The sequence below is a fragment of the Heyndrickxia faecalis genome (assembly GCF_040267745.1).
In the GTDB taxonomy this organism is placed as follows: domain Bacteria; phylum Bacillota; class Bacilli; order Bacillales; family Bacillaceae_C; genus Weizmannia; species Weizmannia faecalis.
In genome coordinates this window covers 2,089,093-2,112,803 of record NZ_CP158453.1, presented here as the reverse complement: position 1 = coordinate 2,112,803, position 23,711 = coordinate 2,089,093, and the positions used below count along the sequence as shown (strand labels likewise).

The following is a 23,711-nucleotide window of genomic DNA, read 5'->3' as shown; positions in this document are numbered from 1 at the left end:
TGGATGTGCGGGAGGTACACGTTAACGGCATCTGTAAATGAATTGGAAGAAAGGTTCCATGCCAAAGCTTCTTTTTCAAGCAGTGAATATGCCAAAAGTTATAATGTCGCGCCTTCGCAAATGGTGGCTGCCGTGATCAGCGCCCATGGGCAGTACAGACTCGGTTTTTTAAAATGGGGCTTGATTCCTTCCTGGGCAAAAGATCCGAAAATCGGGCATAAGATGATCAATGCCAGAAGCGAAACCGTATTTCAGAAACCGGGTTTCCGGGAGGCAGTGAAAAGGCGGCGCTGCCTCATTCCGGCCGATTCTTTTTTTGAGTGGAACCGAAAAGACGGCACCCGGGCGCCGATGCGGATCAGGCTTAAGAACAGGGGCATTTTTGCGATGGCCGGGCTTTGGGAAAAATGGATGGACCAGGAAGGGAATCCGGTCTTTACTTGCACGATTTTAACGACAAAGGCGAACAGGATGATGGCAAAAATTCACGACCGGATGCCGGTGATTTTACGCAGGGAAGATGAAGAAAAATGGCTGGACACATCGGTCACTGAGGCGGGCCGGCTGTTGCCACTCCTTTCGCAGTATGATGCAGACCTAATGGAAATGTATGCCGTATCTGAACGCGTCAATTCGCCGAAAAACAATTTTCCGGAGCTGTTATTGCCAAAAGATTAAATTTTTTGTTGAAATGTTGTGGCAAAAAGTTTATCATAAAGGTGACAATTTCATGAACGTAACCACAGGGGGAGCGTTAAGCTGAGAGTGAACGCCATGTTCTGACCCTTTGAACCTGTCCGGTTAATGCCGGCGTAGGGATGTGGAATTTCTTTTGTCCTCCCATGGTTCGTTATGTTCATGCATACCAAAAGGGGGATTTTTTTATGGGCAAATTAAGTTTACAGGCTATGATTGAAGCGGCTATTTTTGCGGCGTTCGCGCTCGTGTTGGACTTATTGCCGTCCATTAAGGTGACGTCCGCGATTTCTCTGTCGTTTGCCATGCTGCCGATTTTTGTGGTCGCTTTTCGCTGGGGATTTAAAGCAAGTGTTGCTTCCGGATTTATTTGGAGCCTGCTGCAGATCGTCACCGGTGATGCTAATGATATTCTTAACCCGCTTCAGGGCATCATGGAATATCCGGTCGCTTTTTCGTTCATCGGGTTTGCCGGGCTTTTCCGGCCGCTTGTCGAAAGAAGCTGTCGTCACTATAAAAAGGGCACGATGACTTTTTGGATATGCCTTTCCGTTCTTACCGGAAGTTTTGCCCGCTATTTCTGGCATTTCGTAGCCGGCGTGATTTTTTGGGGTTCCTATGCGCCTAAAGGACAGTCGGCGTTTCTCTATTCTCTCATCATGAATGGCGGCACGATGATTGGGAATGCGATTTTATGCGCAGCTGTTGCGGCGATTCTCTTGAATGCCGCCCCGCAGCTGCTGACAAAATACCGCAATCCGCACAGGCATGCGGCATAAAAGCAACTTGAAAACGGCAAGGCCAACTGCGCCTTGCCGTTTTCGCTGAAGGAAAGAGGCTTCATGGTAACAGGCGCCTTGTAAAGCCGGCAGTCCGGTTTTTACTGCTTTTTCGGTTGATGATAGGAGGCTACGGGTAATGCTTTCGAGAAACGGGAAAAGATAAATAGAAGGAAAATGAAAGAAAGGGGATTTTATGGACAAAGACATTCATCACCCGTTTGGCCACCGGGTCATCCCGATGACTTCGATTGAAAGCGGAACAGGCAGAGAATTGCTGCCGGATCTCTATTGCCTTACCATCCAAATTGTCAATGTGTGCCTGATCGGCAGGGCCGGAACCGATGCATTTGTTCTCGTGGATGCCGGCATGCCGGGTTCTGCCGAAGCGATATTTTCAGCCGTGCGGGCACGCTTCGGGGAAAAGGCAAAACCAAAAGCGGTTTTACTGACGCACGGCCATTTTGACCATGTCGGAGCGATTGCGCCATTATTGGAAAAGTGGGACGTGCCGGTTTTTGCACATCGATTGGAGTTGCCCTATTTAACCGGGCGTGAAACGTATCCGGATCCCGATCCGTCCGTTGAAGGCGGCCTGCTGGCGAAGATTTCCATGATTTATCCGAATGAACCGGTTGATCTTGGCCATGCTGTCCAGCCCCTTCCCGAAGACGGGACGGTCCCATTTTTGCCGGGCTGGAAATGGATCCATACGCCCGGCCATTCGAGAGGGCATGTGTCGTTCTTCAGGGGAGCAGACAGCGTGTTGATCACGGGGGACGCATTTATCACCGTCAGGCAGGATGAATTTTGGAAAGTGCTGGTGCAAAGGCAGGAAGTAAACGGGCCACCGCGCTATTTTACAAATGACTGGAAAGCGGCCAAACGCTCAGTTGAAAAATTAGCTGCTTTAAAGCCGGAAACTGCTGTTTGCGGCCACGGGATCCCGATGTCTGGCTCCGGCTTGAGGAAAGGGCTTGAGGACCTTGCATCCAGATTTGATGAAATCGCGCTCCCGGATCACGGGAAATACGTAGATGGCACACAATAGGCGGTTTGTTCATTGCTTCCTTCCCCGCAAAGGTTTACAATAATTTGTAAATGGATGGATATAAAGGGGCGAGAAAATTGGAAGTCAAAGATTTTATGATCCGGGATGTTATTACGGTAAAAAAAGAGACAACGATCCGGGAACTGTTAAAGGTGCTTGCCCACCACCGGATCGGCGGCGTACCGGTCGTGGACGCGGAAGGAAAGCTGCTCGGTATGATCAGCGACGGGGATGTCATCCGCTTTTTGCAGCCAAAGGCACGGACCGTTTACGATTTTTATATTACGATCGTGGTAAATGAGCAGGAAGACTTTAATGAAAAATTGGTGCACAGCCTGGACTTCCCGGTGGAAAAGATTATGAAACGGCGGGAACTGTATACGGTAAGGCCTGAAGACGATTTTGAAAATGCGCTCAGGATTCTGGCAAAACACCATTTTAAAAAGCTTCCGGTCGTCAATCAGGCAGGGCGTGTTGTCGGCGTCATCTCAAGAGGCGATATCATGCGCCAGATTACGGATAAATTGCTCAACAGCTAAATCGCAATGTTTAGACCGGCCTCCCCGGGGAAGACTATACATAACAGTCTTTCGGGGAGGTCAAATCATGAACGGAACTTCAATGCCGCAATCTCCTGAACCGTTGTGGCGCAAAACGGTCACGATGCCGCAATTTCCATCGTTAACGCAGGATATGGAAGCCGATGTGGCCGTTGTGGGTGCCGGAATGGCCGGGATTGTAACTACCTATTTGCTGGCAAACGAAGGGTATAAAACGATCCTGTTTGATGCCGGATCCATTGCAAATGGCACAAGCGGGCATACGACGGCAAAAATCACCGCACAGCACGGGCTCATTTATGATGAATTGATCCAGCATATAGGAAAAGAAAAAGCATCCCTTTATTACAAAGCAAACGAAACAGCTGCATCGTTCATTGAACAAACGATCCTGAAGCACGGGATCCGCTGTGATTTTTCGCGGCAGGATGCCTTTCTCTATACCAATTCCGATGCATATATTGAAAAACTGGAAAAAGAAATGCAGGCGTATGAAACCCTCGGCATCCCGGGAGAATGGATCGGTTCGCTGCCGGACGGGATTCCCGGGAAAAAAGCGGTGAAAATGGCCGGGCAGGCACAGTTCCATCCGCTTTCGTACTTAAAAGCACTGATTGAATATTTAATGGACAAAAATGTCCCGATTTTTGAACAAACCACTGCGAAAGATATCGATTTTGGCAGCCCATTAAAAATCAAAACGGAAAAAGGGCATACCATGACGTGCAAATACATTTGCATCTGTACACACTATCCTTTTTACAATGCGAAAGGCTTGTATTTCTCAAGAATGTATCCGGAACGTTCGTACTTGCTTGCCGTGAAACCTGTAAAACCTTTTCCGGGCGGCATGTACATTAATGCGGAGCAGCCGTCGCGTTCATTCCGGGAAGCGGAAGGAGCCGGGGAAAAACTGCTTTTGGTCGGCGGAGAGAACCATAAAACCGGCCACGGGGAACCGGAGATCTGCCACTATGAAGCATTGCAGAAGTTTGCAGAAGAAACATTCGGAATCGGGGCATTCTGCTGCCGCTGGTCAGCCCAGGATATGACCACATTGGATAAAATCCCTTATATCGGCCCCATTACCAAAAATGAAGAAAGGGTCATGGTCGCAACCGGATTCCGCAAGTGGGGGATGACCGGCACCCATCTCGCCGCCATGCTGATGCGGGACCGGATTATGCAAAAAGAGAACCCTTATGCCGATATCTTTTCCCCGCAGCGTTTTGAAGCGGATCCGATGGTCAAAAAATTCATCTCTGCGAATACCGACGTTGCCGGGCAGCTCGTCAAAGGAAAACTTGACATGCGGAATCAATCTTTAGATGCGTTAAAAAATGACGAAGGGGCCGTTGTCCGTATCAATGGAAAGCGGGCAGGCGCCTACAAAGACCAGGACGGGAACATCTATCTGCTTGATACGACATGTACCCATATGGGCTGTGAAGTGAAATGGAACTCGGGAGACCGCACATGGGACTGCCCGTGCCACGGTTCGCGGTTTGCTTGTACAGGCGAAGTGGTAGAAGGGCCGGCGAAAGAACCGCTGAAAAAAATCGATCAACAGGACTAAAGTGCTGCAAACACCGCCGCAATTCGACGGTGTTTTTCTGCTTCTATGCGCGAATTCGTGACTTTATGCCTATGTTACAAATTTTTCACGGGATTACAAAGAAGCGTTTTTGTGTAACCAAATCAACATTTTGCCGTTATCCGCCTGTTAAATCCGTGTGTTAGGATTTACGGTGTTGGCACAAAAGCCGGCAAAAAGAGGAGGTTACAATTTATGAAAAAAGCAGTATCAGCACTTGCAGCTGCGGTGACAATCACAAGCGTAATGGCTGTCAATGCACAAGCCGCAGCGCCGGATACTTATACCGTAAAACCGGGGGATACACTTTGGGGGATCTCTCAAAAATACAATACATCCGTTAAAACATTAAAACAAAATAACCAACTTTCCACCGAAATGATTTATCCTTCACAAAAGTTAACCATTTCCCCGAAAAACGTTTATGTCATTAAAGCCGGTGACACGCTGTCGGATATCTCGAAAAAATACGGCGTGCCGGTTGAACAAATAAAAGAATGGAACGATCTGTCATCGGATGTCATTTTCCCGCATGATCAAATCGTGATTCGTTCCAATCCGAACAGCAAAGTGACAGTAAAAGAACGTGCAGCGGAAGTTTCCGTCCAGCCGCAAACAAACACGGAAAATGCAAAAGTGGACGTGAAAAAGCCGACCGTGCACGTGGAATCTTCCAAAGAGGCGGCTCCAAAACCGCAGGGAAAAACGATGACCGTCACCGCGACCGCTTATACAGCCAATGATCCGGGCTGCTCCGGCGTTACAGCGACAGGCATCAATGTTAAAAATAATCCGAATGCAAAAGTGATTGCCGTCGATCCGAATGTAATTCCGCTCGGTTCAAAAGTATATGTCGAAGGTTACGGGACCGCTGTTGCAGGCGATACGGGCGGAGCCATCAAAGGAAACCGTATCGATGTCCTCGTCCCGGATTCAGGAAAAGCCGCCAACTGGGGGCGCCGTACGATCCAAATCACCGTACTGGATTAACAGGCGTACGGATTGATCCGTTACTTGCACCCGAAACATTCAACAGGCACAGCAAAACAGAAAACAACCATTCAGGAAGTGACAATGAACGATGGGGGAAATACCGCATTTTGAAACACCGCCCGGCCGGGTAAATCCAGTGGAAAAGGATTTACCCGGCCGGGCGTTTATTTTTTCTTGGCAGCGTGTGAAAAACATTGTAAAGTAGAGCTAGAAAAAGAAAGGAGTGATCTGTTTGTCTTTTCCTTTGATCATCGCTGAAAAACCTGACCAGGGGCGCACCCTTTGCTCGGTTTTTCCGCATGTGAAACGGGAGGGGTATATTGAAATCCGCCCGAATGAGATCTTCCCGGAAGGCGCTTTCTGCACATGGGCGATCGGCCATTTAACCCAGCTCGCCCCGCCGGAACATTACAATCCCGCCTGGAAGCAGTGGAAACTGGAAACGCTGCCGATCCTCCCGGAAACATTCAAATATGAAGTAGCAAAGTCAAAATACAAGCAATTTCAAATCGTCAAAAAACTGGTGAAAGACGCGCGTGTGACAAATATTATTCATGCAGGCGATGCCGGCCGTGAAGGGGAACTGATCATCCGCAACATCCTTCATTTGTGCGGCGCCAAAAAACCGCTGCGGCGTCTGTGGATCTCGTCTTTAACCCCGCAGTCGATCCGGGAAGGGTTCCGCCATTTATTACATGATGAAGACACCCGCCCTTTGTATGATGAAGCATACGCCCGCGCCTGTGCAGACTGGCTGGTTGGCATGAACGCCTCCCGTGTCTACAGCCTGCTTTTAAGGCAAAAAGGCATGCGCGATGTCTTTTCGGTCGGTCGCGTCCAGACACCTACGCTCGCTTTAATCGTAAAAAGGGAGCTGGAAATTGAACATTTCAAGCCCGAACCGTTTTGGGAAGTCACCGCAATGTTTCAATTTGATGACAAACAATACGAAGGCAAATGGGTGAAAGATGGCGAATCGCGTTTGAATGACCCGGCCATGGCAGCACGGATTGCCGCATTTTGCCGCCAAAAACCGGCGGAAGTTGCAGAATTGAAAAAAGAAAAAAAGGAATTCCAGCCTCCGTTGTTGTTTAACTTGTCATCTTTGCAGGCAGCCGCGAACAGGGCTTTTCAATTTCCGCCGAAAAAAACGCTTGATCTTGTCCAATCCCTCTACCAAAAAGGGATCGTTTCCTATCCCCGTTCCGATTCCCAATATGTGACAAAAGGGGAAGCCGAAACTTTTCCCGGTATTTTGGAAAAACTATCCGCCTGCCCGGAATATGCTCCGTATTTCCCGCTTCCAAAGCGTTCCATCCTTCAAAATAAGCGTTATGTAAATGAGAAAAAGGTTTCCGACCACTACGCGATAATTCCGACCGAACAGGTTGTGGCACCAGGCAGTCTTCCGGACGGTGAGAAAAAAATTTATGATATGATCGTCCGCCGCCTCATTGCTGTCCATTACGGCAATGCCGTTTTTCATTATACGACGGTGAAAACGGTCGTGGACAGCCGTGCAACATTTCTTTCCAAGGGCACGCAAATGGAAGCGGAAGGCTGGCGCAAAGTCATTTTTTCGAAAGAAAAGGAAAAAGATGGCATTTTGCCGGATGTAAAGCAGGGGGAAAAAGGGGTTGTCATCGATACAAACGTCAAAGAAGGCAAAACGCAGCCGCCGAAACGGTACACGGAAGGCCAGCTCATCACGCTGATGAAAACGGCCGGAAAATATATTGAGGATAGGGAACTAGAAAAAGTCATGGCGGAAGTGGAAGGGCTCGGTACGGAAGCAACAAGGGCCGGCGTCATCACCATTTTAAAAGACCGGAAGTATATTGAGGTGAAAAAGAATCAGGTCTATGCCACTGATAAAGCGAAAGTGCTCATCCGTGCCATTGGCGGCAAAATTCTGGCTTCTCCGGAAATGACTGCAAAATGGGAAAAACGGCTCCGCGAAATCGGGAAGGGGGCGGCAGAAGCAGCCGCTTTTATGGAACAGACGAAAAAGCTGTCCAGAAAAATTGTGCAAGATGCTGTTCAGGCAGCGGCCGAATGGGATTTTTCCGGCTTAAAAACGGATGACATTAAAAGGCCGGAATCAAAATATACCATCGGGAAAAAAGCCGGCAAATGCCCGGTATGCGGCGGCGTCATTGTGGACAAGGGCGATTTTTACGGTTGCAGTGCCTATCGGAAATCAGGCTGCACCTTTACGCTGTCAAAATCGATCCTTGGCAAGAAAATCAGCCTGGCCAATGTAAGGAAACTGCTGGCCGGTGAAGAAACAAACATGATCAAGGGATTCCGAAAAAATGGCAAAATCTTTGATGCAAAATTGAAATGGGAGGACGGGAAACTCCGGTTTATTTTTGCAAAGCAACAAACCGGCCGTTGATTATTCAGGGGCCGGTTTGTGCGAAGCTTGTTTTTTCTTTCGGCTCACGAAAACGGCAATGGCAATGATGATCACCATGACGATGAAACTGGCATAAAACCCGGGGCGAATTTCTTTTTCCGCCAGTGTCCCGCTGATCGCAAGCAGCAGGAAAAGGATACCGGCTATGGCCGTGATTTTTCCGCCGCCGTTTAGTTTTAAGACGCGAAAAGCCGAAAGGATAATAAATAGCCAGTTCATCAGCAGCAAAATCCCGGCTGCTGTTGTAATGTATTCATAAATTTTCCCCGGCAGCAAAAGGGCTGTAATAATGGAAAGAACCAGGCCGCAAGCCGCAAGCCCGAGCGAAGGAAGCGGAAGGCTTTTCCATTTTTTTATTTTTTTGCCGAACCATTTTGGCGCATCCCCGTCATTTGACAAGGTTACGAGCAAATTGGTAACCCCGAACAGCGCGGCCGTCATCGTCGAAAATCCGGCAATGATAATGGCGCCGTTAAAGACGTGGGGGAAAAAGGTGAGATGATAGTCCGCCATTGCCTTGACAAACGGACTTTCTTTATCATTAAAAGCCGTATAGTGTTCCATTGTGACGGCAAGCCCGAGCGAGACCACGTAAATCATCGTTAAAACGGCCAGCATAATTGATCCGGCTTTCGGCGCATCTTCTTTGTTTTTCAATTGCATCGCCATCAGCCCGATCACTTCAATGCCGCCAAACGCATAAAACGCATAAATGAGCGAAGCCCAAAAGCCTAACGCGCCATGGGGAAAATAGCCGTGGAGACCATTAGGGAGGAACCCGCCCGTTCCCCGCCCGCCGTCAATCCAACCAAAAAGGGCACAAAAGGCAAGCAAAATAAACATGATGATGGCGGCCGTTTTGATGACAGCGAGAATATTTTCCACCTTATCAAAACCGTTTGTGCCAAGCAGGACAACAACAATGGAAAGGGCTGCGTAAATGGCGGCCAGTATCCATAACGGCACCGTATGAAACCAGAATTTTGTTAAAATGGACAATGCGGTCAGCTGGCTCCCCATAATAAGCACATTCGAACACCAGTAATTCCAGCCGCAGCTGAATCCTGCCCAGTTGCCGTAAGCTTTTTTTGCATAATAACAAAACGAGCCTTCGTGTGGGTCGCGTGCCGTCATTTTCGCAAGCGCGCGGAAAACAATATATGTACCGGCGGCCGCAATCAGGAATGACAACACGAAAGAAGGGCCTGTCGTTTTGATCCCGATACCCGATCCGAGAAAATAGCCGGTTCCGATCGTACAGCCGACACCGACAAGCGAAAGCTGCCACCATGTCAGGTTGCCGTTTTTTGTCGCTTTAGATGGTTGCTTCTGGTTGCCCATCCCGGTTCCCCCCTTTACCTTACATACTGTTTGATAAAGCAGGCCGGTTTATGTACAAGTCCTTGATGTTTCTTAAGACAGAAGCGTTTTGATCCCCTGCACGCTGAAATACAGGCCGAATCCGATTAAAGACGCGCCGGAAGCGAGGGAAATGATTTGCAGTGTCCGGTGATTGAAATAGCGCCGGAATCCGCCCGTCAAACCGGCGATGAACACATCCCAGATGGCAAGTCCCACAAAAACCATGCTGCTGTATGCCAGCAACATGCCCGTCCCGTAATGGCCGGCGGTTTTGACAAGGACAAACCCGTATATGCCAAGCCAGAACAAAATGGATAAAGGACTTGTGATCGACATGATAAATCCTGTTAAAAAGCATGCAGCAAGCGGATCCTTCTTCCGGTTTAAATCAACGGTGATCGTTTTTGAGCTGATCACACTTTCCACGCCGGTATAAATGAGGATAAATCCGCCAAAAAGCCAGAGAAAGACCTGCACCATTTCAATATTTAAAAACCGGACAAGCCCCAAATACACTGCCGCCATAAAAATGCCGTCCGTGATCATCGACCCGGTCCCGACCATCCACGCATGCCAAAAACCGTTTTTAATACCTTTGTCAATGCGCGCGGAATTGACCGGTCCGATCGGCGCAGCCAAAGAAAGCCCGAGAAACACATAGCCGGCAAAAAGGCCGATGTCCACATCCCCCATCCCTCCCTCGGAAAACTTGTACATTTTATGCACGGGCTTGCCTTTTCATGTATGCCATGCTTTGACAAAGCGTGTTACCCGTTCGCTTTTCCGCCACCAACAGTGTTTGATACAGCAGGCAAGCGGGAATAAAAAAGGGAAGAGAAAGGGGGAAGACGTTTGTTACATCTGTATAAAAACAAGGAAAACAACTGGAAATGGTATCAGCTGGAAAGTGCGGATGAGAAAGAAATCGCACGGATTATTGATGAAAACGAGGAATGCAAAACATGGATTAAAAATATAAAAAATGATGATACAAACACTTTAAAGATTGATACAACCCAAAATGACCGGCCGTTTGTCGAAGGCTCGCTTATTTTTGACCAGCACACGATCAACCGTGAGGAACATGATATGTTTCACTTTTACATCACCGAAAAAACGCTGTTGACGGTAGATCTTGATTTTTCCAAGCTGAAAAATACGGAAATCGAAAAAGTCATCGGGCAGATGGCCTATTCCCGCAATGCCATTGAGGCATTTTTTATTATCATCGGCGCGATCGTAAATAATTACCTAGATAAAATAGACGAATTTGAAATTAAATTAAACGAACTGATCTGGGAGATCCAAAAAAGGAACAATATTGACACGCTCGATAAAATATACGAACGCCGCCACGAACTGCTCGTCTGCCGGAATTTGATGATCCCGGTGAAAGAGATATTATACGGCATGCAGGAAGGATTTGGCACTGATATTTTGGAATACCCGCAAGTCCGGCAAAGGGTCATGAAAATCGAAAGATGCCTTGCGCTTTTGCAGGATTACCAACAGGAAATCGATACGCTGCTCAAAGTGGAAGAAGTGGTTTCAGGCCACAGGGGAAATTCGATTATGAAAACTCTGACCGTTTTAACGACGCTGTTTACCCCGATTTCCGCCTGGAGCGCCTTATGGGGCATGAACTTTAAAAACATGCCGGAACTCTCCTGGCGCTACGGCTATATTGCAGCGCTCGGCCTGATTGTCGTAAATACCATCCTGCTTTATATCTATTTGTACCGGAAAGGATGGACAGGCGATATTTTAAAAGGGAATAAGAAAAAATCATTATTTAAATAGCCCTTGCTGAACGAATCCGATTCTGAGTTTGTACCCAATTTGTCAGTAAGTTCTAGAAGAATCCATCTTTAAAAATACGATTCTGTCTTCTCTATACATTGAATCAGCTTTCAAGTGCAAGCTTTTCTCTGGATTTTTATAACACCCTTGCATCTAAATTTTTGCCAAAGCTGTCAGCATCCTTGCCAGATCTAGGAATTTTGGTTATTTTTGCAAGCCCTATGTGAAGAAAGCCTGGAAAATTGACGGCCTTTCTTCACATAGGACTCGTCTACGTTAAGGAAGCAAGCAAAAACGAGGCTCTTCCTTGACATAGAGCCCGTCTATGTTAAGGAAGCGTGGAAAATTGGTGGCCTTCCTTAACATAGGGCGCATCTACGTTAAGGAAGCACGAAAAAACGAGGGTTTTCCTTCATATAGAGCCTGTCTACGTTAAGGAAGCGTGGAAAATTGGTGGCCTTCCTTAACATAGGGTGCGTTTCAAGTGCAAGCTTTTCCCTGTATTCTTTATAAAACCCTTGTATTAAATTTATGCCAAAGCTGTCAGCATCCTTGCCAAATCTAGGAATTTTGCTAATTCAGCAAGCCCTAAATAGCCCTTTTCCGGCTCGGGACTGCCAGCTTTTTTGCGCCCGTTTCATTGATGTGAAAGCCAAATTCCTGTATGTTAAAAACAAAGAAAAAATTTCAAAAGGAGCGTTTCCAATGAAAGTGTACGGCCCGGTGGTAGATGATGAGACGCGCTGCATCCATTATGCTTCTCCGTTGGATGTCGTAGCCATCCGTTTTAAATGCTGCGGAAAGTATTATCCGTGTTATCAATGCCATGAGGAAGCGGAAGCCCATCCGATCGAGCGGTGGGAAAAACGGGAATGGGATACAAAAGCGGTTCTTTGCGGTGTCTGCAAGCATGAAATGACGATCCGGGAATATATGGGGGCAAGCGCTTGCCCGCATTGCGGCGCGCCATTTAACCCCGGATGCGCCGCCCATTATCCGCTCTATTTCCAAATCGACCGGGACAAGCCGGCTTGTCAAAAATTTTCACCTTGACCGCTTTTCTGAAATATGGTATCTTAAATGCAATCAAATCCTTTAGTGTATTAGAGTACTAACATAATAAAGAGAAAGTACAGGATGTGAAACCGATGTTTTTACCGGAAGGCAGCCAGGATGAAATGGGCACGGTTGTCAAAAACCGCGCAACCGTGTTTGAAATGTTCCGTCGCACGGCGGAGAAGCGGAATTATACGGAAATCTCGACACCGCTTGTTGAGTACGCGGATACGTTTACAAATGAAAAGGTTGGCATGAAGCTTCAAAATATGCTGAAATGGTTTGACAGCCGCGGCCAGATTGAAGTTTTGCGCCCGGACTGGACCACCTCCATCGCAAGGGCGCTTTCGCAAAAACCGTTCCGGGCGTGTAAATGGGCTTACCAGGGTTCAGTGTTCAGAATGGATACCCCCGGCCTTGAGAGCCGCCAGGTCGGGATCGAAATGGTGGACCTGCCGGAACTTTTAGGCGAAGGCGAATGCCTGTTTTTTGCCCATGACTTTTTTAACAGGCTTGGCGTTACCGGGGTGATGGTGGAGCTTGGTCACGCCGGTATTTTTGAGGAACTGGTCGCACGCCTGAACCTGGAAGACGGTCAGGTTGACCGGTTAAGGGGGGCCATGCACGATAAACGAAAAGATGAAGTATTCGAGATTGCAAGTTTAAGCGGCAATGCAAAAATTGCCGCGGAACTGGCGGGACTTGTGGATGCGTACGGCTCGTTCGAAATGATCCGGACATTTCAGGAAAGATGGAAAACGGAACCGGCACTTTCGGATATGCTTATTCATATCGAAAAGCTTGGCAAAATTTGCATGGCTGTCGGAATGGAAGACATCATGATTGACCTTGGCCGGGTGAAAAATCTGCCCTATTATACCGGCATTTTGTTCCGGGGATTTTTAAAACAAACCGGCGCTTCCTGCTTTTCTGGCGGGCGGTACGACATGCTGTACGAACAGTTTCACCGCCAAACAACAGCTGTCGGCATTGCTTTTGATGCCGATATGCTGGCAGAGGAACTGGCTCAGGAAGAAAAACCGGAAAAAATCTGCATCATTGCCGGGGAAGAAACGCTTGCGGAAGCAGAAAAGCTGCGAGCTGCATACGGCGGAAAAATCGTGGATATCCGTTTCGCGCCGCCTGCAGAAGGCGAATTCAATAAGGTTCTCAAGTTTAAAAACGTGAGCGGCCATTGGGAGGCGGAAGAAATTTGACGATCAGCATTGCCCTTACAAAAGGGAGAGTGGAAAAACAATTTTTGCAATATTTAAAGTCGCGCGGCTTTCATGTTGAACCGCTCGTTGAAAAAGGGAGAAAACTCCTCGTTGAAACGGATGCATTCACCTGCATTTTCGTAAAAGGCTTTGATGTTGCAACATATGTAGAGTACGGCATTTGCGATCTTGGCATTGTCGGGGAGGACATTTTGGCGGAAACGCATCCCGATGTTTTCGATTTAATGCCGCTTCCGTTCGGGAAATGCCGGTTTGCCCTTGCAGGTAAACCGGAGGCTGTCCGCCATCAGCGGAAACGCCGGATCGCAACCAAATACCCAAATGTGACCGAGCAATTTTTCCGCGAAAAAGGGGAATCTGTGGACATCGTGAAACTCGAAGGCTCCGTTGAACTCGCGCCGATCGTTGGCCTTGCTGATGCAATTGTCGACATCGTGGAAACGGGTAACACATTGAGAGAAAACGGGCTTACCGTCATAGAGGAGATTCAGCCGGTCACAGCGCGGCTGATCGCCAACCGGTCGGCGTTAAAAATAAAAAAGCAGGCAATCTGGCCGTTTATTGAAAAACTACAGGGAGAAGGGGTCGCAAAATGATACGGGAATACACAAAAGAAGCATTTGCCGAAACGTTTTTGCAATCGAAAAACAAGAGCGGCGTGCATGATGAAGGCGTGCTGCGCACCGCGAAGGAAGTGCTGGAAGACATTCGCTTAAATGGGGATGCCGCCGTGAAAAAATATACCGCCAAATTTGACGGGGAAGTGCCGGAATCGTGGGAAGTTTTACCGGAAGAACGCAAACAGGCATGGCACGAAGTCCCGCAAGATGTGATTTCCGCCTTGCAAAAAGCAGCGGAAAATATTCGCCGTTTCCACGCGAAACAGCTGCAAAACTCCCGGATCATGGAAATGAATGAAAACATCATTTCAGGCCAGCTGTTTCGGCCAGTGGAAAAAGCCGGGATTTATGTGCCGGGCGGGACTGCCTGCTATCCGTCATCCGTTCTCATGAACGCAATCCCAGCTGTCCTTGCCGGCGTGGAAGAAGTGATCATGGCGACACCGGCGAGAAACGGCACGAAAATTGCACCGGTTTTATCCGTAGCGGCCGATATTGCCGGTGTCGGGACCATTTACAAACTTGGCGGCATCCAGGCGATCGGGGCGCTTGCATACGGCACGGAAACGATTCCTAAAGTCGATAAAATTGTTGGCCCTGGGAACGCATATGTCGCTGCCGCCAAATCGCTCGTATATGGCACGGTCGGCATCGACATGATCGCAGGCCCGTCGGAAGTCGCCATCATTGCCGATGAAAATGCTAATCCAGTATATATAGCAGCCGATCTGATCGCCCAGGCCGAACACGACGAACGTGCAAGAACGTTTTTGTTCACCACCTCACAGAAACTGATCAATGAAACAAAGTCGGCACTTGAAAAACAGCTTGTTGTCCTCCCACGCCGCGACATCGGGGAAGTGTCCATCAAGATGCAAAGTGCAGCCGTGCTTGTTGAATCGATAGATGAAGCCTTTGCACTTTCGAACCGGCTTGCGCCAGAACATTTGGAAATCCAGGTGGAAAATCCGCTCTTGCAGCTCTCAAAAGTGAAAAATGCCGGCTCCGTTTTTCTCGGAGAAAACACGCCGGAAGCCATCGGCGATTATTACGGCGGCCCGAACCACATCCTGCCGACATCGGGAACGGCGCGGTTTTCTTCCGGTTTGTCTGTTGACGATTTTTATAAAAAAATTACGTATTTATATTATGGTGAAAAAGCTTTACAGCAAGCGGCGCCGGATGTGATGGCGATTGCTACGGAAGAGCAGCTCGCCGGGCATGCGCGGGCGGTCCAAAAACGGGTGAAAGGGTGAGTGCGTTGCGGAAAGCGGCAAAAAGCAGAAAAACAAATGAAACATGTATTGAGATTGCCGTCAATCTGGACGATCCGGCGGAAGTGAAAGTGGATACGGGTGTTGGATTTTTTGACCATATGCTCGAACTGTTCGCGCGGCACGGGCGCATCGGACTTGTTGTAAAAGCGGAAGGCGATTTGCATATTGACAGCCACCATACCGTCGAAGACACAGGGATTGTGCTCGGCCAGCTGGTACGTGAAGCGCTCGGCGATAAAAAAGGCATCACCCGTTACGGCTCCGCTTATGTCCCGATGGATGAAGCGCTCGGCTTTGTCGCCCTCGACATCAGCGGCCGGCCTTTCCTGCATTTTGAAGCGGAATTTGAAAACCCGAAACTCGGCAATTTTGACACAGAACTTGTGCGCGAATTTTTCCAGGCGTTTGCGTTCCAGGCGGCGGTTACTCTTCACGCCAGGGTGCTGTACGGCGAAAACACCCATCACAAAATCGAATCGCTGTTTAAGGCGTTGGGACGGGCGCTTCACCAGGCAGTGGAAGTTGACCCGGAAATCAAAGGCGTCAATTCGACAAAGGGGCTGATAGAATGATCGCAATTGTCGACTACGGCATGGGTAATATTGCAAGCGCCTCGAACGCTTTCCGTACGCTTGGGCTTGAGGTTGCCGTAACGGACGACCCGGAAAAACTCGCTGCCGCCACCCACATCATCCTGCCCGGCGTCGGTGCATTTAAAGCAGCAGTGGACGAAATTGAAAAGCGCGGGCTGCGGCCGGTTTTAACGGAGCTTGGGAAGAAAAAGCCGTTTCTCGGCATTTGCCTCGGGATGCAGCTGTTATTTGAAACAGGATTTGAAAATGGTGTTGCGGAAGGGCTCGGCTTTATTCCGGGGACGGTGGAACGGATTCAGACGAATGAAATTTTACCGCATATCGGCTGGAATACGCTCGATGTGAAACCGGGTTTTCCGGCTTTTGCGCCGTTTCAGCATCAACATGTGTATTTCGTTCACTCCTACCAGGCGAAAACAGAGGCGCCGTATATTGTGGCTTCAACCGATTACGGGGCGGAAATTCCGGCCATTGTCAAAAACGGGAATGTGTATGGGATGCAGTTTCATCCCGAAAAAAGCGGCAAAACCGGCATGGCACTGTTAAAAATATTTTTGCAGGAAAGCAGTTTGGAGGTACAGGCATGAGAATTATCCCGGCTATCGATTTAATTGGCGGAAAATGCGTAAGGCTTTACCAGGGGGATTTTAACCAAACGACAGAAGTGGCACCCGACCCGGTGGCACAGCTGGAACGCTTTATTGAAATGGGGGCGGAAATGGTCCATATTGTCGATTTGGACGGCGCAAAGACAGGCCGGCCGGCACAGTTTGAACTGATTGCCTCTTTATGCAAGACTGCCGCCGTTCCAGTCGAGGTAGGCGGCGGCATCCGCAATTTGGACACAGTCCATCAATATGCGGAAATAGGCGTTTCCCGGATTGTGCTCGGAACGGCCGCAATCGAAAACCGGGATTTTTTAAAAGCGGCGGTCGCCGAATATCCGGAGAAAATCGTCGCCGGCATTGATGCAAAAAACGGGAAAGTCGCGGCACACGGCTGGCTTGCTGTTACCGAAATGGATTACATCGGTTTTGCAAAAGAAATAGAAAGCCTGGGCGTTTCGCGCATCGTCTTTACCGATATATCGAGGGATGGCACGATGAAAGGCCCGAACCTTGATGCGTTAAAAGCGCTCATTGAAGCGGTCAGCTGTGACATCATTGCTTCCGGCGGCATCACAAGCGAACAAGACGTGAAAAACCTGGATGCAATCGGCGTCAAGGAAGGCATTGTTGGCAAAGCGATTTACGAAGGCAAAATCCGGCTCAAGGGGGCGGCACGATGATCGCAAAACGGATTATTCCGTGCCTCGATGTGAAAGACGGGCAGGTTGTAAAAGGAACAAATTTTGTCGGGCTCCGCAATGTCGGCGATCCCGTTGAGCTTGCAACATTTTATTCGGAAAGCGGCGCTGATGAACTGGTTTTTCTTGATATTACCGCAACCCACGAACAGCGCGATACGGTCATCAATATGGTGGAAAGGACAGCTGAAAATGTGTTTATCCCGTTTACGGTCGGCGGCGGCGTGCGGACGATTTTCGACGTGACCCGCCTGTTAAAGGCCGGCGCCGATAAAGTGTCGGTGAACTCGGCGGCGATCAAAAACCCGGACCTGATCCGAAAGGCGTCCGACCGGTTTGGTGCGCAGTGTGTCGTCGTGGCGATTGATGCCAAAAAAACTGCGGAGGGGAAATGGACTTGTGTCGTAAACGGTGGCCGCATCGATACCGGAATCGATGCGATTGAATGGGCGAAGGAAGCAGAACGGCTCGGTGCCGGGGAAATTTTACTGACGAGCGTTGATACCGACGGGGTAAAAGACGGCTTTGACCTGGCGCTGACAAAAGCGGTCGCCGGTGCCGTCAAAATTCCAGTGATCGCATCGGGCGGTTGTGGCAAACCGGAACATTTTGCCGAAGTGTTGAAAGAAACAGGCGCTTCTGCAGCCCTTGCCGCCTCCATTTTTCACGATGGCACGTTTACCATCCGGGAAGTAAAAGACATTTGCAGCAAAGAAGGGGTGAACATCCGTGAAGCTTGATTTTTCGAAAGGGCTGATTCCGGCCATTGTGGTCGACGATGCGACGGGGGATGTGCTCATGCTCGCTTATATGAATGAAGAAGCGTACGAAAAAACGCTTGAAACGAAAGAAACCTGGTTTTATTCCCGGTCCCGCGGCAGCCTTTGGCATAAAGGCGAAACGAGTGGAAACACGCAAAAAGTAAAATCGCTCCAGGTGGATTGTGATGCCGACACGCTTTTAATCCGTGTTGACCCGGAAGGCCCTGCCTGCCACACGGGGGAAAGGACATGCTTTTATACAAGGCTAGATGAAAAAGGGGAAGCGGTGGAAGCGGAAATTCCCTCCAACCGGCGCATCTTTGACGTGCTGGAAGAGGAGATGGAAAGCCGGAAAATCAAGCCGGTTGAAAATTCCTATACCAATTATTTGTTTGAGAAGGGCATCGATAAAATCGCAAAAAAATTTATTGAAGAAGCGGGCGAGGTCATCATCGCTGCCAAAAACAACAGCAAATCAGAACTCATTTACGAAACAGCGGATTTGTTGTTTCATACCTTTGTCCTTCTGTCTAATCAGAATGTCAAACTATCGGAAGTGGAAGCCGAACTGCAGGCCCGTTCTGCCAAAAAAGGCAACAGCAAAGGCGACCGGAAAAAAATCGAAAAATGGTAATGAAAAAAGGATGTCCGGATAAAGGACATCCTTTTTCCATTACTTGATGCCGGCACGGCAGGGTTATTTACAAACGCGGATGTAATAATACAGCGTCGTTCCGTCTTTCACTTTCGAGAGCACTTCATGCCCATGCCGTTTGCACGACGCCGGCACGTTAATAAAAGATTGCGGGCAGTCGGCGATCACTTCCAATATTTTCCCGTCTTCTAATTTTTCGATGGCCTCAAGCGTATAAAGCTCCGGATACGGGCATGATTCGCCACGGACATCCAGTGTTGCATCCACAGTAAAATTTTCCGCCATTTTTACCGCCTCCTGATTACGCAGACGTTTTCTTTTCGAATAACGTGCGTTTTGCGTTTATTTTTTTCGTATACCAATTTTCCCGCCATACGATAAGAAGATAAAGGGCCAGCAGAAAAGCGCCCGTACCGAAAAGCGCCCCGCCCCATCCGAATGACGTGACAATATTGACTTCCGGCCATCCTTTGACAAACACATCGAAAATGCCCCAATGATCCCATCCGTATGCCAGGAGGGTTGCCCCAACGATATTGCCGGCGCCGACTGCAAAAAATTGCACTTGCCCCTCTGTAATGCGGTACATCCACCCTGTTTCACAACCTCCGGCAATGACAATGCCAATGCCAAACAGGACGCCGCCGACAAGGGCACCCGGGCTTGCCCAGTGGATAACAGGGGCTTCGCCTTTAAATATGAAAATAGCGGTGCCTGCCGTCTGGATCGCCATTCCCACAATGATCGCTTTTCCGAGCGTGCCCCGCCCGGTCAGCCATAAATCCCTGAGCCCGGAAGTAAAGCAAATTTGGCCGCGCTGGATCAGTATCCCAAATGCCGCCCCGAACAGTGCGGCAAGCCCCAGCATTATTTTACCGGATATGAGATACCAGGCGGCAATCAGCGCGATAAAAAGCAAAACCAAAACAGCAGCATAAAGCTGGTAGTTCCCGTGTTGCGGATCCGGCTGTGTGCTTTTGGCAGCATGCCGGCTGAACGATATTTTTGGTTTTCCTTTAAAAATGGGCAATACGGCAAGTTTGACGCCAAAATAAGTACCGATCGCGGTGCCGGCAATAAAGAACCAGGCGTGGAGAGAAAATTGCGGCAGTCCCGTAAAAAACGCAGCCAAATTGCAGCCCATCGCAAGGCGCGTTCCGAATCCGGCAATGATGCCGCCAATGAAACCCCACACCCAGCGCCGTTTCTGGCGGGGAACTTTCCATTTAAAATTCTTGCTGGCAAGGGCACTGAACAAACTGCCAAGCAGCATGCCGATGACCAGCCATCCGTCTGTCCGGTCCTGCGGCTCTCCGATCAGTTTGATCGCTTTAAAATACGCCCAATCAGCCGTATCGACGCCGAACAGCTGAAGCAAATTCCCTCCCCAGCGGGTAAATTCGCCTGTGACGGCCCAGAGCGTTCCGGTCAGCCCAAAATAAAAAGCAGCAAACACGCCTGCCAACAGTAAGACAATAAAAGGATTCCAAAACCCGCTGAAGTACTTTTCATGGGCTTTTTCCAACCATATACGCATGCCTTTCCGGCCTCCTTCATGAAAAATCATACATTCCCTATTATAGCAGAGTTTTCCGTCGGCACATTGATAAAAGTAAAGGTTGTAAAGCGGTTTGCTTTTTCAAATCTGAAAATAATGGTAAAATAATGAAACATATCATGGGGAAAGGGGGGAGATGGCCCGGGGACGGCGTATACCTGGACCAGCGAAGCAACAAATGGGAAACAATCAAAAAAGCGGGGTGTTATACACCTTTTTTGCTTATTTTTTGTGGGGGCTTTTTCCGATTTACTGGAAAATGATTGAGCAGGTGCCTGCTATTGAAATTCTCGCACACCGCATTTTCTGGTCTTTTATTTTTATGATCATACTTTTAGCCTTTTTAAGGAAAATGGGTGATTTAAAAACGAGCATAAAAGAAGGGGTCCGCCACCCGCGCACGCCGCTTTTATTGCTTCTCGCGTCCGTGCTTGTGAGCGGGAACTGGTTTATCTACATATGGGCGGTCAACAACGGGCATGTCATTGAAACAAGTATGGGATATTACATCAACCCACTTGTCAGCATCCTGCTCGGGATGGTCTTTTTGAAAGAAAAACTGAACCGATGGCAATGTCTTGCTTTTCTGCTGGCAGCGTGCGGCGTCGCGATCCAGACGTTCAGCTACGGGCATATTCCCTGGATCGCCATCGGCCTTGCCCTCACATTTGGGTTTTACGGCCTTGTGAAAAAGAAAGTGGACATTGATGCTTTTATCGGCCTGACATTCGAAACATTCTTTGTGATGCCGGTTGCGTTCCTCTACTTACTGGTGATCCAGGTAAAAGGCACGGCATCTTTTGCAACGGTTTCACCGGGATTAACCGTATTGTTAATTGGCACAGGCGTTGTGACGGCAATCCCGCTCATTTGCTTTGCACAGGGGGCAAGAAGCATTTCCCTGACAATGATCGGCTTTTTCCATTACTTGACGCCGACGATGACGCTGATCATGGGCATTGCCTTTTTCAAGGAACCTTTTACGCATGTGCAGCTTTTGTCCTTTGCTTTTATCTGGCTGGCGCTTATCGTGTTTTCCGTTTCCGGTTTTTTGCCGAAGAAGAAATTCCATGTGGAAGAAGTTGCCTGAGGTTGCCATGCCGGAACGGGTTTACTGGAAAAGTTTTTAAATGCATACAAAAAAGCGGCGGGAACCCACCTGGTTTGTCCCGCCGCTTTTATATATGCGGCAACTTGTCTGCTAAAAAAGGTATTTTAACAAATGATCTTTTCGGCCGGCTTTTTTTTAACGGGAAATTTCAGGTATAATAGGGAAGATCGAAGTCACAAGGGAGATTGGTTTATGTCCAGGTTCCAGTTCCGCCCGGCAACGTTTAAAATGGTTTTTTTCATGTATTTGCTGGGCACGGTTATTTTTGCCATTTTGTATTTGCTGCCGGTTTCACACAAACAGCCGTTGCTGCCGGTAGATGCTTTTTTCCTGTCCGCAAGCGCCATTAGTGCAACAGGGCTGTCCACTGTTACCGTTGCGCAAGAACTTACAACGGCTGGAAAAATCATCCTGCTCATCCAGATGGAAATCGGCGGGATCGGCGTCATGGCCTTGGTCGGTGCGCTTTTAATTGCATTGCGGACGAACGCGCCTGTTCCGTCTCAAACATTGATGATTTTTGACCAGAACCAGAACAGCAGCCGTTCGATATCCAAACTGATGGCCTTTATTGTAAAATACACATTAATCGTCGAGACGGCAGGCTTTCTGCTGATTCTGCCGTCTGCACTACAGCACGGCAGCCATGCTTTTGCCGCTTTTTTTCTTTCGGTGTCGACATTTACAAACGCCGGCTTTGAAATTTCGGGAAACGGGCTTGATAATTTTAAAGGCGAACCGTTCGTGCTTGCCGTTTTAAGCTGTATGATCATTCTGGGCGTCCTCGGGTTTGCCGTCGTCATGGAGTTTTTGCAGTCGCGCCGGAAAAAGAAAAGCCTTTATTTCAAAGTAAATGTTTTGATGCACGGCATTTTGCTTTTGGTCGGCTTTCTTTTCTTCTTTTTTGTCGATTTTATACATATGCCGGGGCTTTCTTTTACAGAAAAAATTATCCAGTCCCTTTTCTTCAGTGCGGCGCCGAGAAGCGGGGGGCTGGCATCACTCGATTTGCACGTTTTTTCTTTCCCGTCTCTGCTGTTTATGATCATGCTCATGTTTATCGGCGGGTCGCCAAGCAGCTGCGCCGGCGGAATCCGGACGACCACATTCGCCGTCATTCTTGCCAAATTGTGGTCTGTCATCCGCGGTTCAAATGAGACGCATATGTTCAGAAAGACGCTGTTTGCCGAAGACGTAAACAAAGCCTTTCTCGTCTTTTTCGCTTTTCTTTTTTTGTTCTTTTTCTCTTTTTTTGTATTGTCTTTTACGGAAAAAGCAGCACCGTTTCCGCTTGCATTTGAAATTATGTCGGCGCTGTCGACATGCGGCTTTTCACTCGGGATCACGGCCGGCCTGACGGTGTTCGGCAAAATTTGGCTGGCTTTCCTTATGCTGATTGGCCGTCTCGGGGTGATTATTTTGATCTATACTTTTATGAATCAAAAAAAATCCACAATCAAATATGCAAAAGAATCCATTTTAATCGGTTAGGGGTGGGATTGTGAAACATTTAAAAGAAAGTTTTCTAGTGCTCGGGCTCGGCCGCTTCGGGTCAAGTGTGCTGAAAGAATTGGCGAGGCTCGGATACGATGTTGTCGGCGCCGATAAAAATGAAAAGGTACTTCAGGATGAGGAACTGCAGGACGCCGCATCGTACCTTGCAGAAGGCGATGTGACCAGCACCGCTTTTTTGGAAGAACTAAATGTGACCAATTTCGATGCGGTGGTCGTCAGCATGGGAGATGATTTTGAGTCCGCCATTTTAACGGTGCTTGCTTTAAAAGATCTTGGCTGTGAAACGGTTTATGCGAAGGCGAATGATCAAAAGCGGGGGAGAGGCTTGAAAGGGGCCGGTGCGACGGACGTGTTTTTTCCCGAAGAAGAAACGGGGCGCCGGGTTGCCTACCATATTGCAAACCCGGGCATTTTGCAGTATATCCGCCTGTCACCGTATTGCTCCGGCCTTGAGATGACAGTGCCGGAAGATTTTATCGGAAAGTCTCTGACAGAACTCGATTTCCGCAACAGGTATAAAGCCCTTGTTGTCATGGTCACTTCCCAGACTGAAGAAACACCGGTTGTCTCGCCGGCGCCGGATTATATTTTTCAGCCAGGGGACACCATTTTCACAGTCGGTGCGGAAAAAGATTTGGAAAGACTGCGCCGGAAATTTTACTAGAAAGGTGAGGTATTTTCCGGCTGCGTTGAATTGAACTGCAGGAGCTGCCGTTTTTCCGGCCTGGGGATTCCCATTCGGGGCGTCGGCACGGGAGCCGGAAAAA

The 23,711-nt window shown here is 48.7% G+C and carries 24 protein-coding genes and 1 riboswitch; of the genes, 20 read left to right on the top strand and 4 right to left on the bottom strand.

All coding sequences use genetic code 11. The features are described from left to right. The first annotated feature begins 3 nt into the window (after positions 1 to 3). The 7 genes from ABR335_RS10310 to ABR335_RS10280 all read left to right on the top strand — a co-directional run bounded on the left by ABR335_RS10310 (position 4) and on the right by ABR335_RS10280 (position 8,071). Positions 4 to 678: an SOS response-associated peptidase gene (locus ABR335_RS10310; RefSeq protein ID WP_046720820.1), complete on the top strand. Its 675-nt coding sequence runs from the start codon at positions 4 to 6 to the stop codon at positions 676 to 678. 57 nt (positions 679 to 735) lie between these two features. Further along, a riboswitch (TPP riboswitch) is annotated at positions 736 to 836 on the top strand. A 48-nt stretch (positions 837 to 884) separates the two neighbouring features. Beyond that, complete coding sequence (gene thiT, locus ABR335_RS10305) at positions 885 to 1,475, top strand: energy-coupled thiamine transporter ThiT (protein WP_035188896.1); 591 nt, start codon at positions 885 to 887, stop codon at positions 1,473 to 1,475. Positions 1,476 to 1,671: 196 nt separating this feature from the next. Further along, complete coding sequence (locus tag ABR335_RS10300; RefSeq protein ID WP_350346164.1) at positions 1,672 to 2,526, top strand: MBL fold metallo-hydrolase; 855 nt, start codon at positions 1,672 to 1,674, stop codon at positions 2,524 to 2,526. 77 nt (positions 2,527 to 2,603) lie between these two features. Further along, a complete protein-coding gene (locus ABR335_RS10295) occupies positions 2,604 to 3,065 on the top strand; it encodes a CBS domain-containing protein (protein WP_014098421.1) in 462 nt (153 codons plus the stop codon). Between the two features lie 67 nt (positions 3,066 to 3,132). Then, positions 3,133 to 4,662, top strand: a complete 1,530-nt coding sequence (locus ABR335_RS10290) for an FAD-dependent oxidoreductase (RefSeq protein WP_350346163.1) — start codon at positions 3,133 to 3,135, stop codon at positions 4,660 to 4,662. Positions 4,663 to 4,875: 213 nt separating this feature from the next. After that, a complete protein-coding gene (locus ABR335_RS10285; protein ID WP_026683477.1) occupies positions 4,876 to 5,670 on the top strand; it encodes a 3D domain-containing protein in 795 nt (264 codons plus the stop codon). Between the two features lie 235 nt (positions 5,671 to 5,905). Further along, on the top strand, positions 5,906 to 8,071 hold the full coding sequence (locus ABR335_RS10280) for a DNA topoisomerase III (protein WP_350346162.1): 2,166 nt from the start codon (positions 5,906 to 5,908) through the stop codon (positions 8,069 to 8,071). On the opposite strand, the gene ABR335_RS10275 is transcribed toward ABR335_RS10280, so the two are convergent. Together ABR335_RS10275 and ABR335_RS10270 are read right to left on the bottom strand one after the other, a co-directional pair. Next, positions 8,072 to 9,433 (bottom strand): amino acid permease, encoded by a 1,362-nt coding sequence (locus tag ABR335_RS10275; RefSeq protein ID WP_026683475.1) that lies wholly within the window; start codon positions 9,431 to 9,433, stop codon positions 8,072 to 8,074. Between the two features lie 72 nt (positions 9,434 to 9,505). Further along, positions 9,506 to 10,138: a LysE family transporter gene (locus ABR335_RS10270; protein WP_350346727.1), complete on the bottom strand. Its 633-nt coding sequence runs from the start codon at positions 10,136 to 10,138 to the stop codon at positions 9,506 to 9,508. Between the two features lie 168 nt (positions 10,139 to 10,306). Between ABR335_RS10270 and ABR335_RS10265 the strand changes: the two genes are divergently transcribed. The 10 genes from ABR335_RS10265 to hisIE all read left to right on the top strand — a co-directional run bounded on the left by ABR335_RS10265 (position 10,307) and on the right by hisIE (position 18,739). Further along, complete coding sequence (locus tag ABR335_RS10265) at positions 10,307 to 11,254, top strand: magnesium transporter CorA family protein (protein ID WP_014098415.1); 948 nt, start codon at positions 10,307 to 10,309, stop codon at positions 11,252 to 11,254. 705 nt (positions 11,255 to 11,959) lie between these two features. Then, entirely contained in the window at positions 11,960 to 12,307 is a 348-nt protein-coding gene (locus ABR335_RS10260) for a CHY zinc finger protein (RefSeq protein ID WP_014098414.1), read from the top strand. A gap of 95 nt (positions 12,308 to 12,402) precedes the next feature. Further along, positions 12,403 to 13,527 carry an ATP phosphoribosyltransferase regulatory subunit gene (locus tag ABR335_RS10255; RefSeq protein ID WP_350346161.1) on the top strand — a complete coding sequence of 375 codons (1,125 nt, stop codon included), beginning with the start codon at positions 12,403 to 12,405 and terminating at the stop codon, positions 13,525 to 13,527. Next, the gene (gene hisG, locus ABR335_RS10250) at positions 13,524 to 14,144 is read left to right on the top strand and encodes an ATP phosphoribosyltransferase (RefSeq protein WP_014098412.1); all 621 of its coding nucleotides are present in this window, start codon (positions 13,524 to 13,526) and stop codon (positions 14,142 to 14,144) included. Before ABR335_RS10255 ends, hisG begins: the two co-directional genes overlap by 4 nt. Then, on the top strand, positions 14,141 to 15,424 hold the full coding sequence (hisD, locus tag ABR335_RS10245; protein WP_014098411.1) for a histidinol dehydrogenase: 1,284 nt from the start codon (positions 14,141 to 14,143) through the stop codon (positions 15,422 to 15,424). Before hisG ends, hisD begins: the two co-directional genes overlap by 4 nt. A gap of 5 nt (positions 15,425 to 15,429) precedes the next feature. Then, positions 15,430 to 16,017 (top strand): imidazoleglycerol-phosphate dehydratase HisB, encoded by a 588-nt coding sequence (hisB, locus tag ABR335_RS10240; protein WP_026683474.1) that lies wholly within the window; start codon positions 15,430 to 15,432, stop codon positions 16,015 to 16,017. Further along, complete coding sequence (hisH, locus tag ABR335_RS10235; protein WP_014098409.1) at positions 16,014 to 16,625, top strand: imidazole glycerol phosphate synthase subunit HisH; 612 nt, start codon at positions 16,014 to 16,016, stop codon at positions 16,623 to 16,625. Before hisB ends, hisH begins: the two co-directional genes overlap by 4 nt. Then, positions 16,622 to 17,326 (top strand): 1-(5-phosphoribosyl)-5-[(5-phosphoribosylamino)methylideneamino]imidazole-4-carboxamide isomerase, encoded by a 705-nt coding sequence (hisA, locus tag ABR335_RS10230; RefSeq protein ID WP_014098408.1) that lies wholly within the window; start codon positions 16,622 to 16,624, stop codon positions 17,324 to 17,326. Before hisH ends, hisA begins: the two co-directional genes overlap by 4 nt. Next, positions 17,323 to 18,084 (top strand): imidazole glycerol phosphate synthase subunit HisF, encoded by a 762-nt coding sequence (gene hisF / locus ABR335_RS10225; RefSeq protein WP_014098407.1) that lies wholly within the window; start codon positions 17,323 to 17,325, stop codon positions 18,082 to 18,084. The genes hisA and hisF overlap by 4 nt, the downstream gene beginning before the upstream one ends. Beyond that, positions 18,074 to 18,739 carry a bifunctional phosphoribosyl-AMP cyclohydrolase/phosphoribosyl-ATP diphosphatase HisIE gene (hisIE, locus tag ABR335_RS10220; RefSeq protein WP_014098406.1) on the top strand — a complete coding sequence of 222 codons (666 nt, stop codon included), beginning with the start codon at positions 18,074 to 18,076 and terminating at the stop codon, positions 18,737 to 18,739. The genes hisF and hisIE overlap by 11 nt, the downstream gene beginning before the upstream one ends. Before the next feature lie 63 nt (positions 18,740 to 18,802). Here the strand turns inward: hisIE and yedF are convergent, their stop codons facing one another. Then, the gene (gene yedF, locus ABR335_RS10215) at positions 18,803 to 19,045 is read right to left on the bottom strand and encodes a sulfurtransferase-like selenium metabolism protein YedF (protein WP_014098405.1); all 243 of its coding nucleotides are present in this window, start codon (positions 19,043 to 19,045) and stop codon (positions 18,803 to 18,805) included. A 16-nt stretch (positions 19,046 to 19,061) separates the two neighbouring features. Then, positions 19,062 to 20,297 carry a selenium metabolism membrane protein YedE/FdhT gene (gene yedE, locus ABR335_RS10210; RefSeq protein ID WP_026104543.1) on the bottom strand — a complete coding sequence of 412 codons (1,236 nt, stop codon included), beginning with the start codon at positions 20,295 to 20,297 and terminating at the stop codon, positions 19,062 to 19,064. Between the two features lie 157 nt (positions 20,298 to 20,454). Between yedE and rarD the strand changes: the two genes are divergently transcribed. The 3 genes from rarD to ABR335_RS10195 all read left to right on the top strand — a co-directional run bounded on the left by rarD (position 20,455) and on the right by ABR335_RS10195 (position 23,608). After that, positions 20,455 to 21,408: an EamA family transporter RarD gene (gene rarD, locus ABR335_RS10205; protein WP_434063153.1), complete on the top strand. Its 954-nt coding sequence runs from the start codon at positions 20,455 to 20,457 to the stop codon at positions 21,406 to 21,408. A gap of 213 nt (positions 21,409 to 21,621) precedes the next feature. Beyond that, the gene (locus tag ABR335_RS10200) at positions 21,622 to 22,920 is read left to right on the top strand and encodes a TrkH family potassium uptake protein (RefSeq protein ID WP_014098402.1); all 1,299 of its coding nucleotides are present in this window, start codon (positions 21,622 to 21,624) and stop codon (positions 22,918 to 22,920) included. A gap of 10 nt (positions 22,921 to 22,930) precedes the next feature. After that, positions 22,931 to 23,608 (top strand): potassium channel family protein, encoded by a 678-nt coding sequence (locus tag ABR335_RS10195; protein ID WP_014098401.1) that lies wholly within the window; start codon positions 22,931 to 22,933, stop codon positions 23,606 to 23,608. Positions 23,609 to 23,711: the final 103 nt, after the last annotated feature.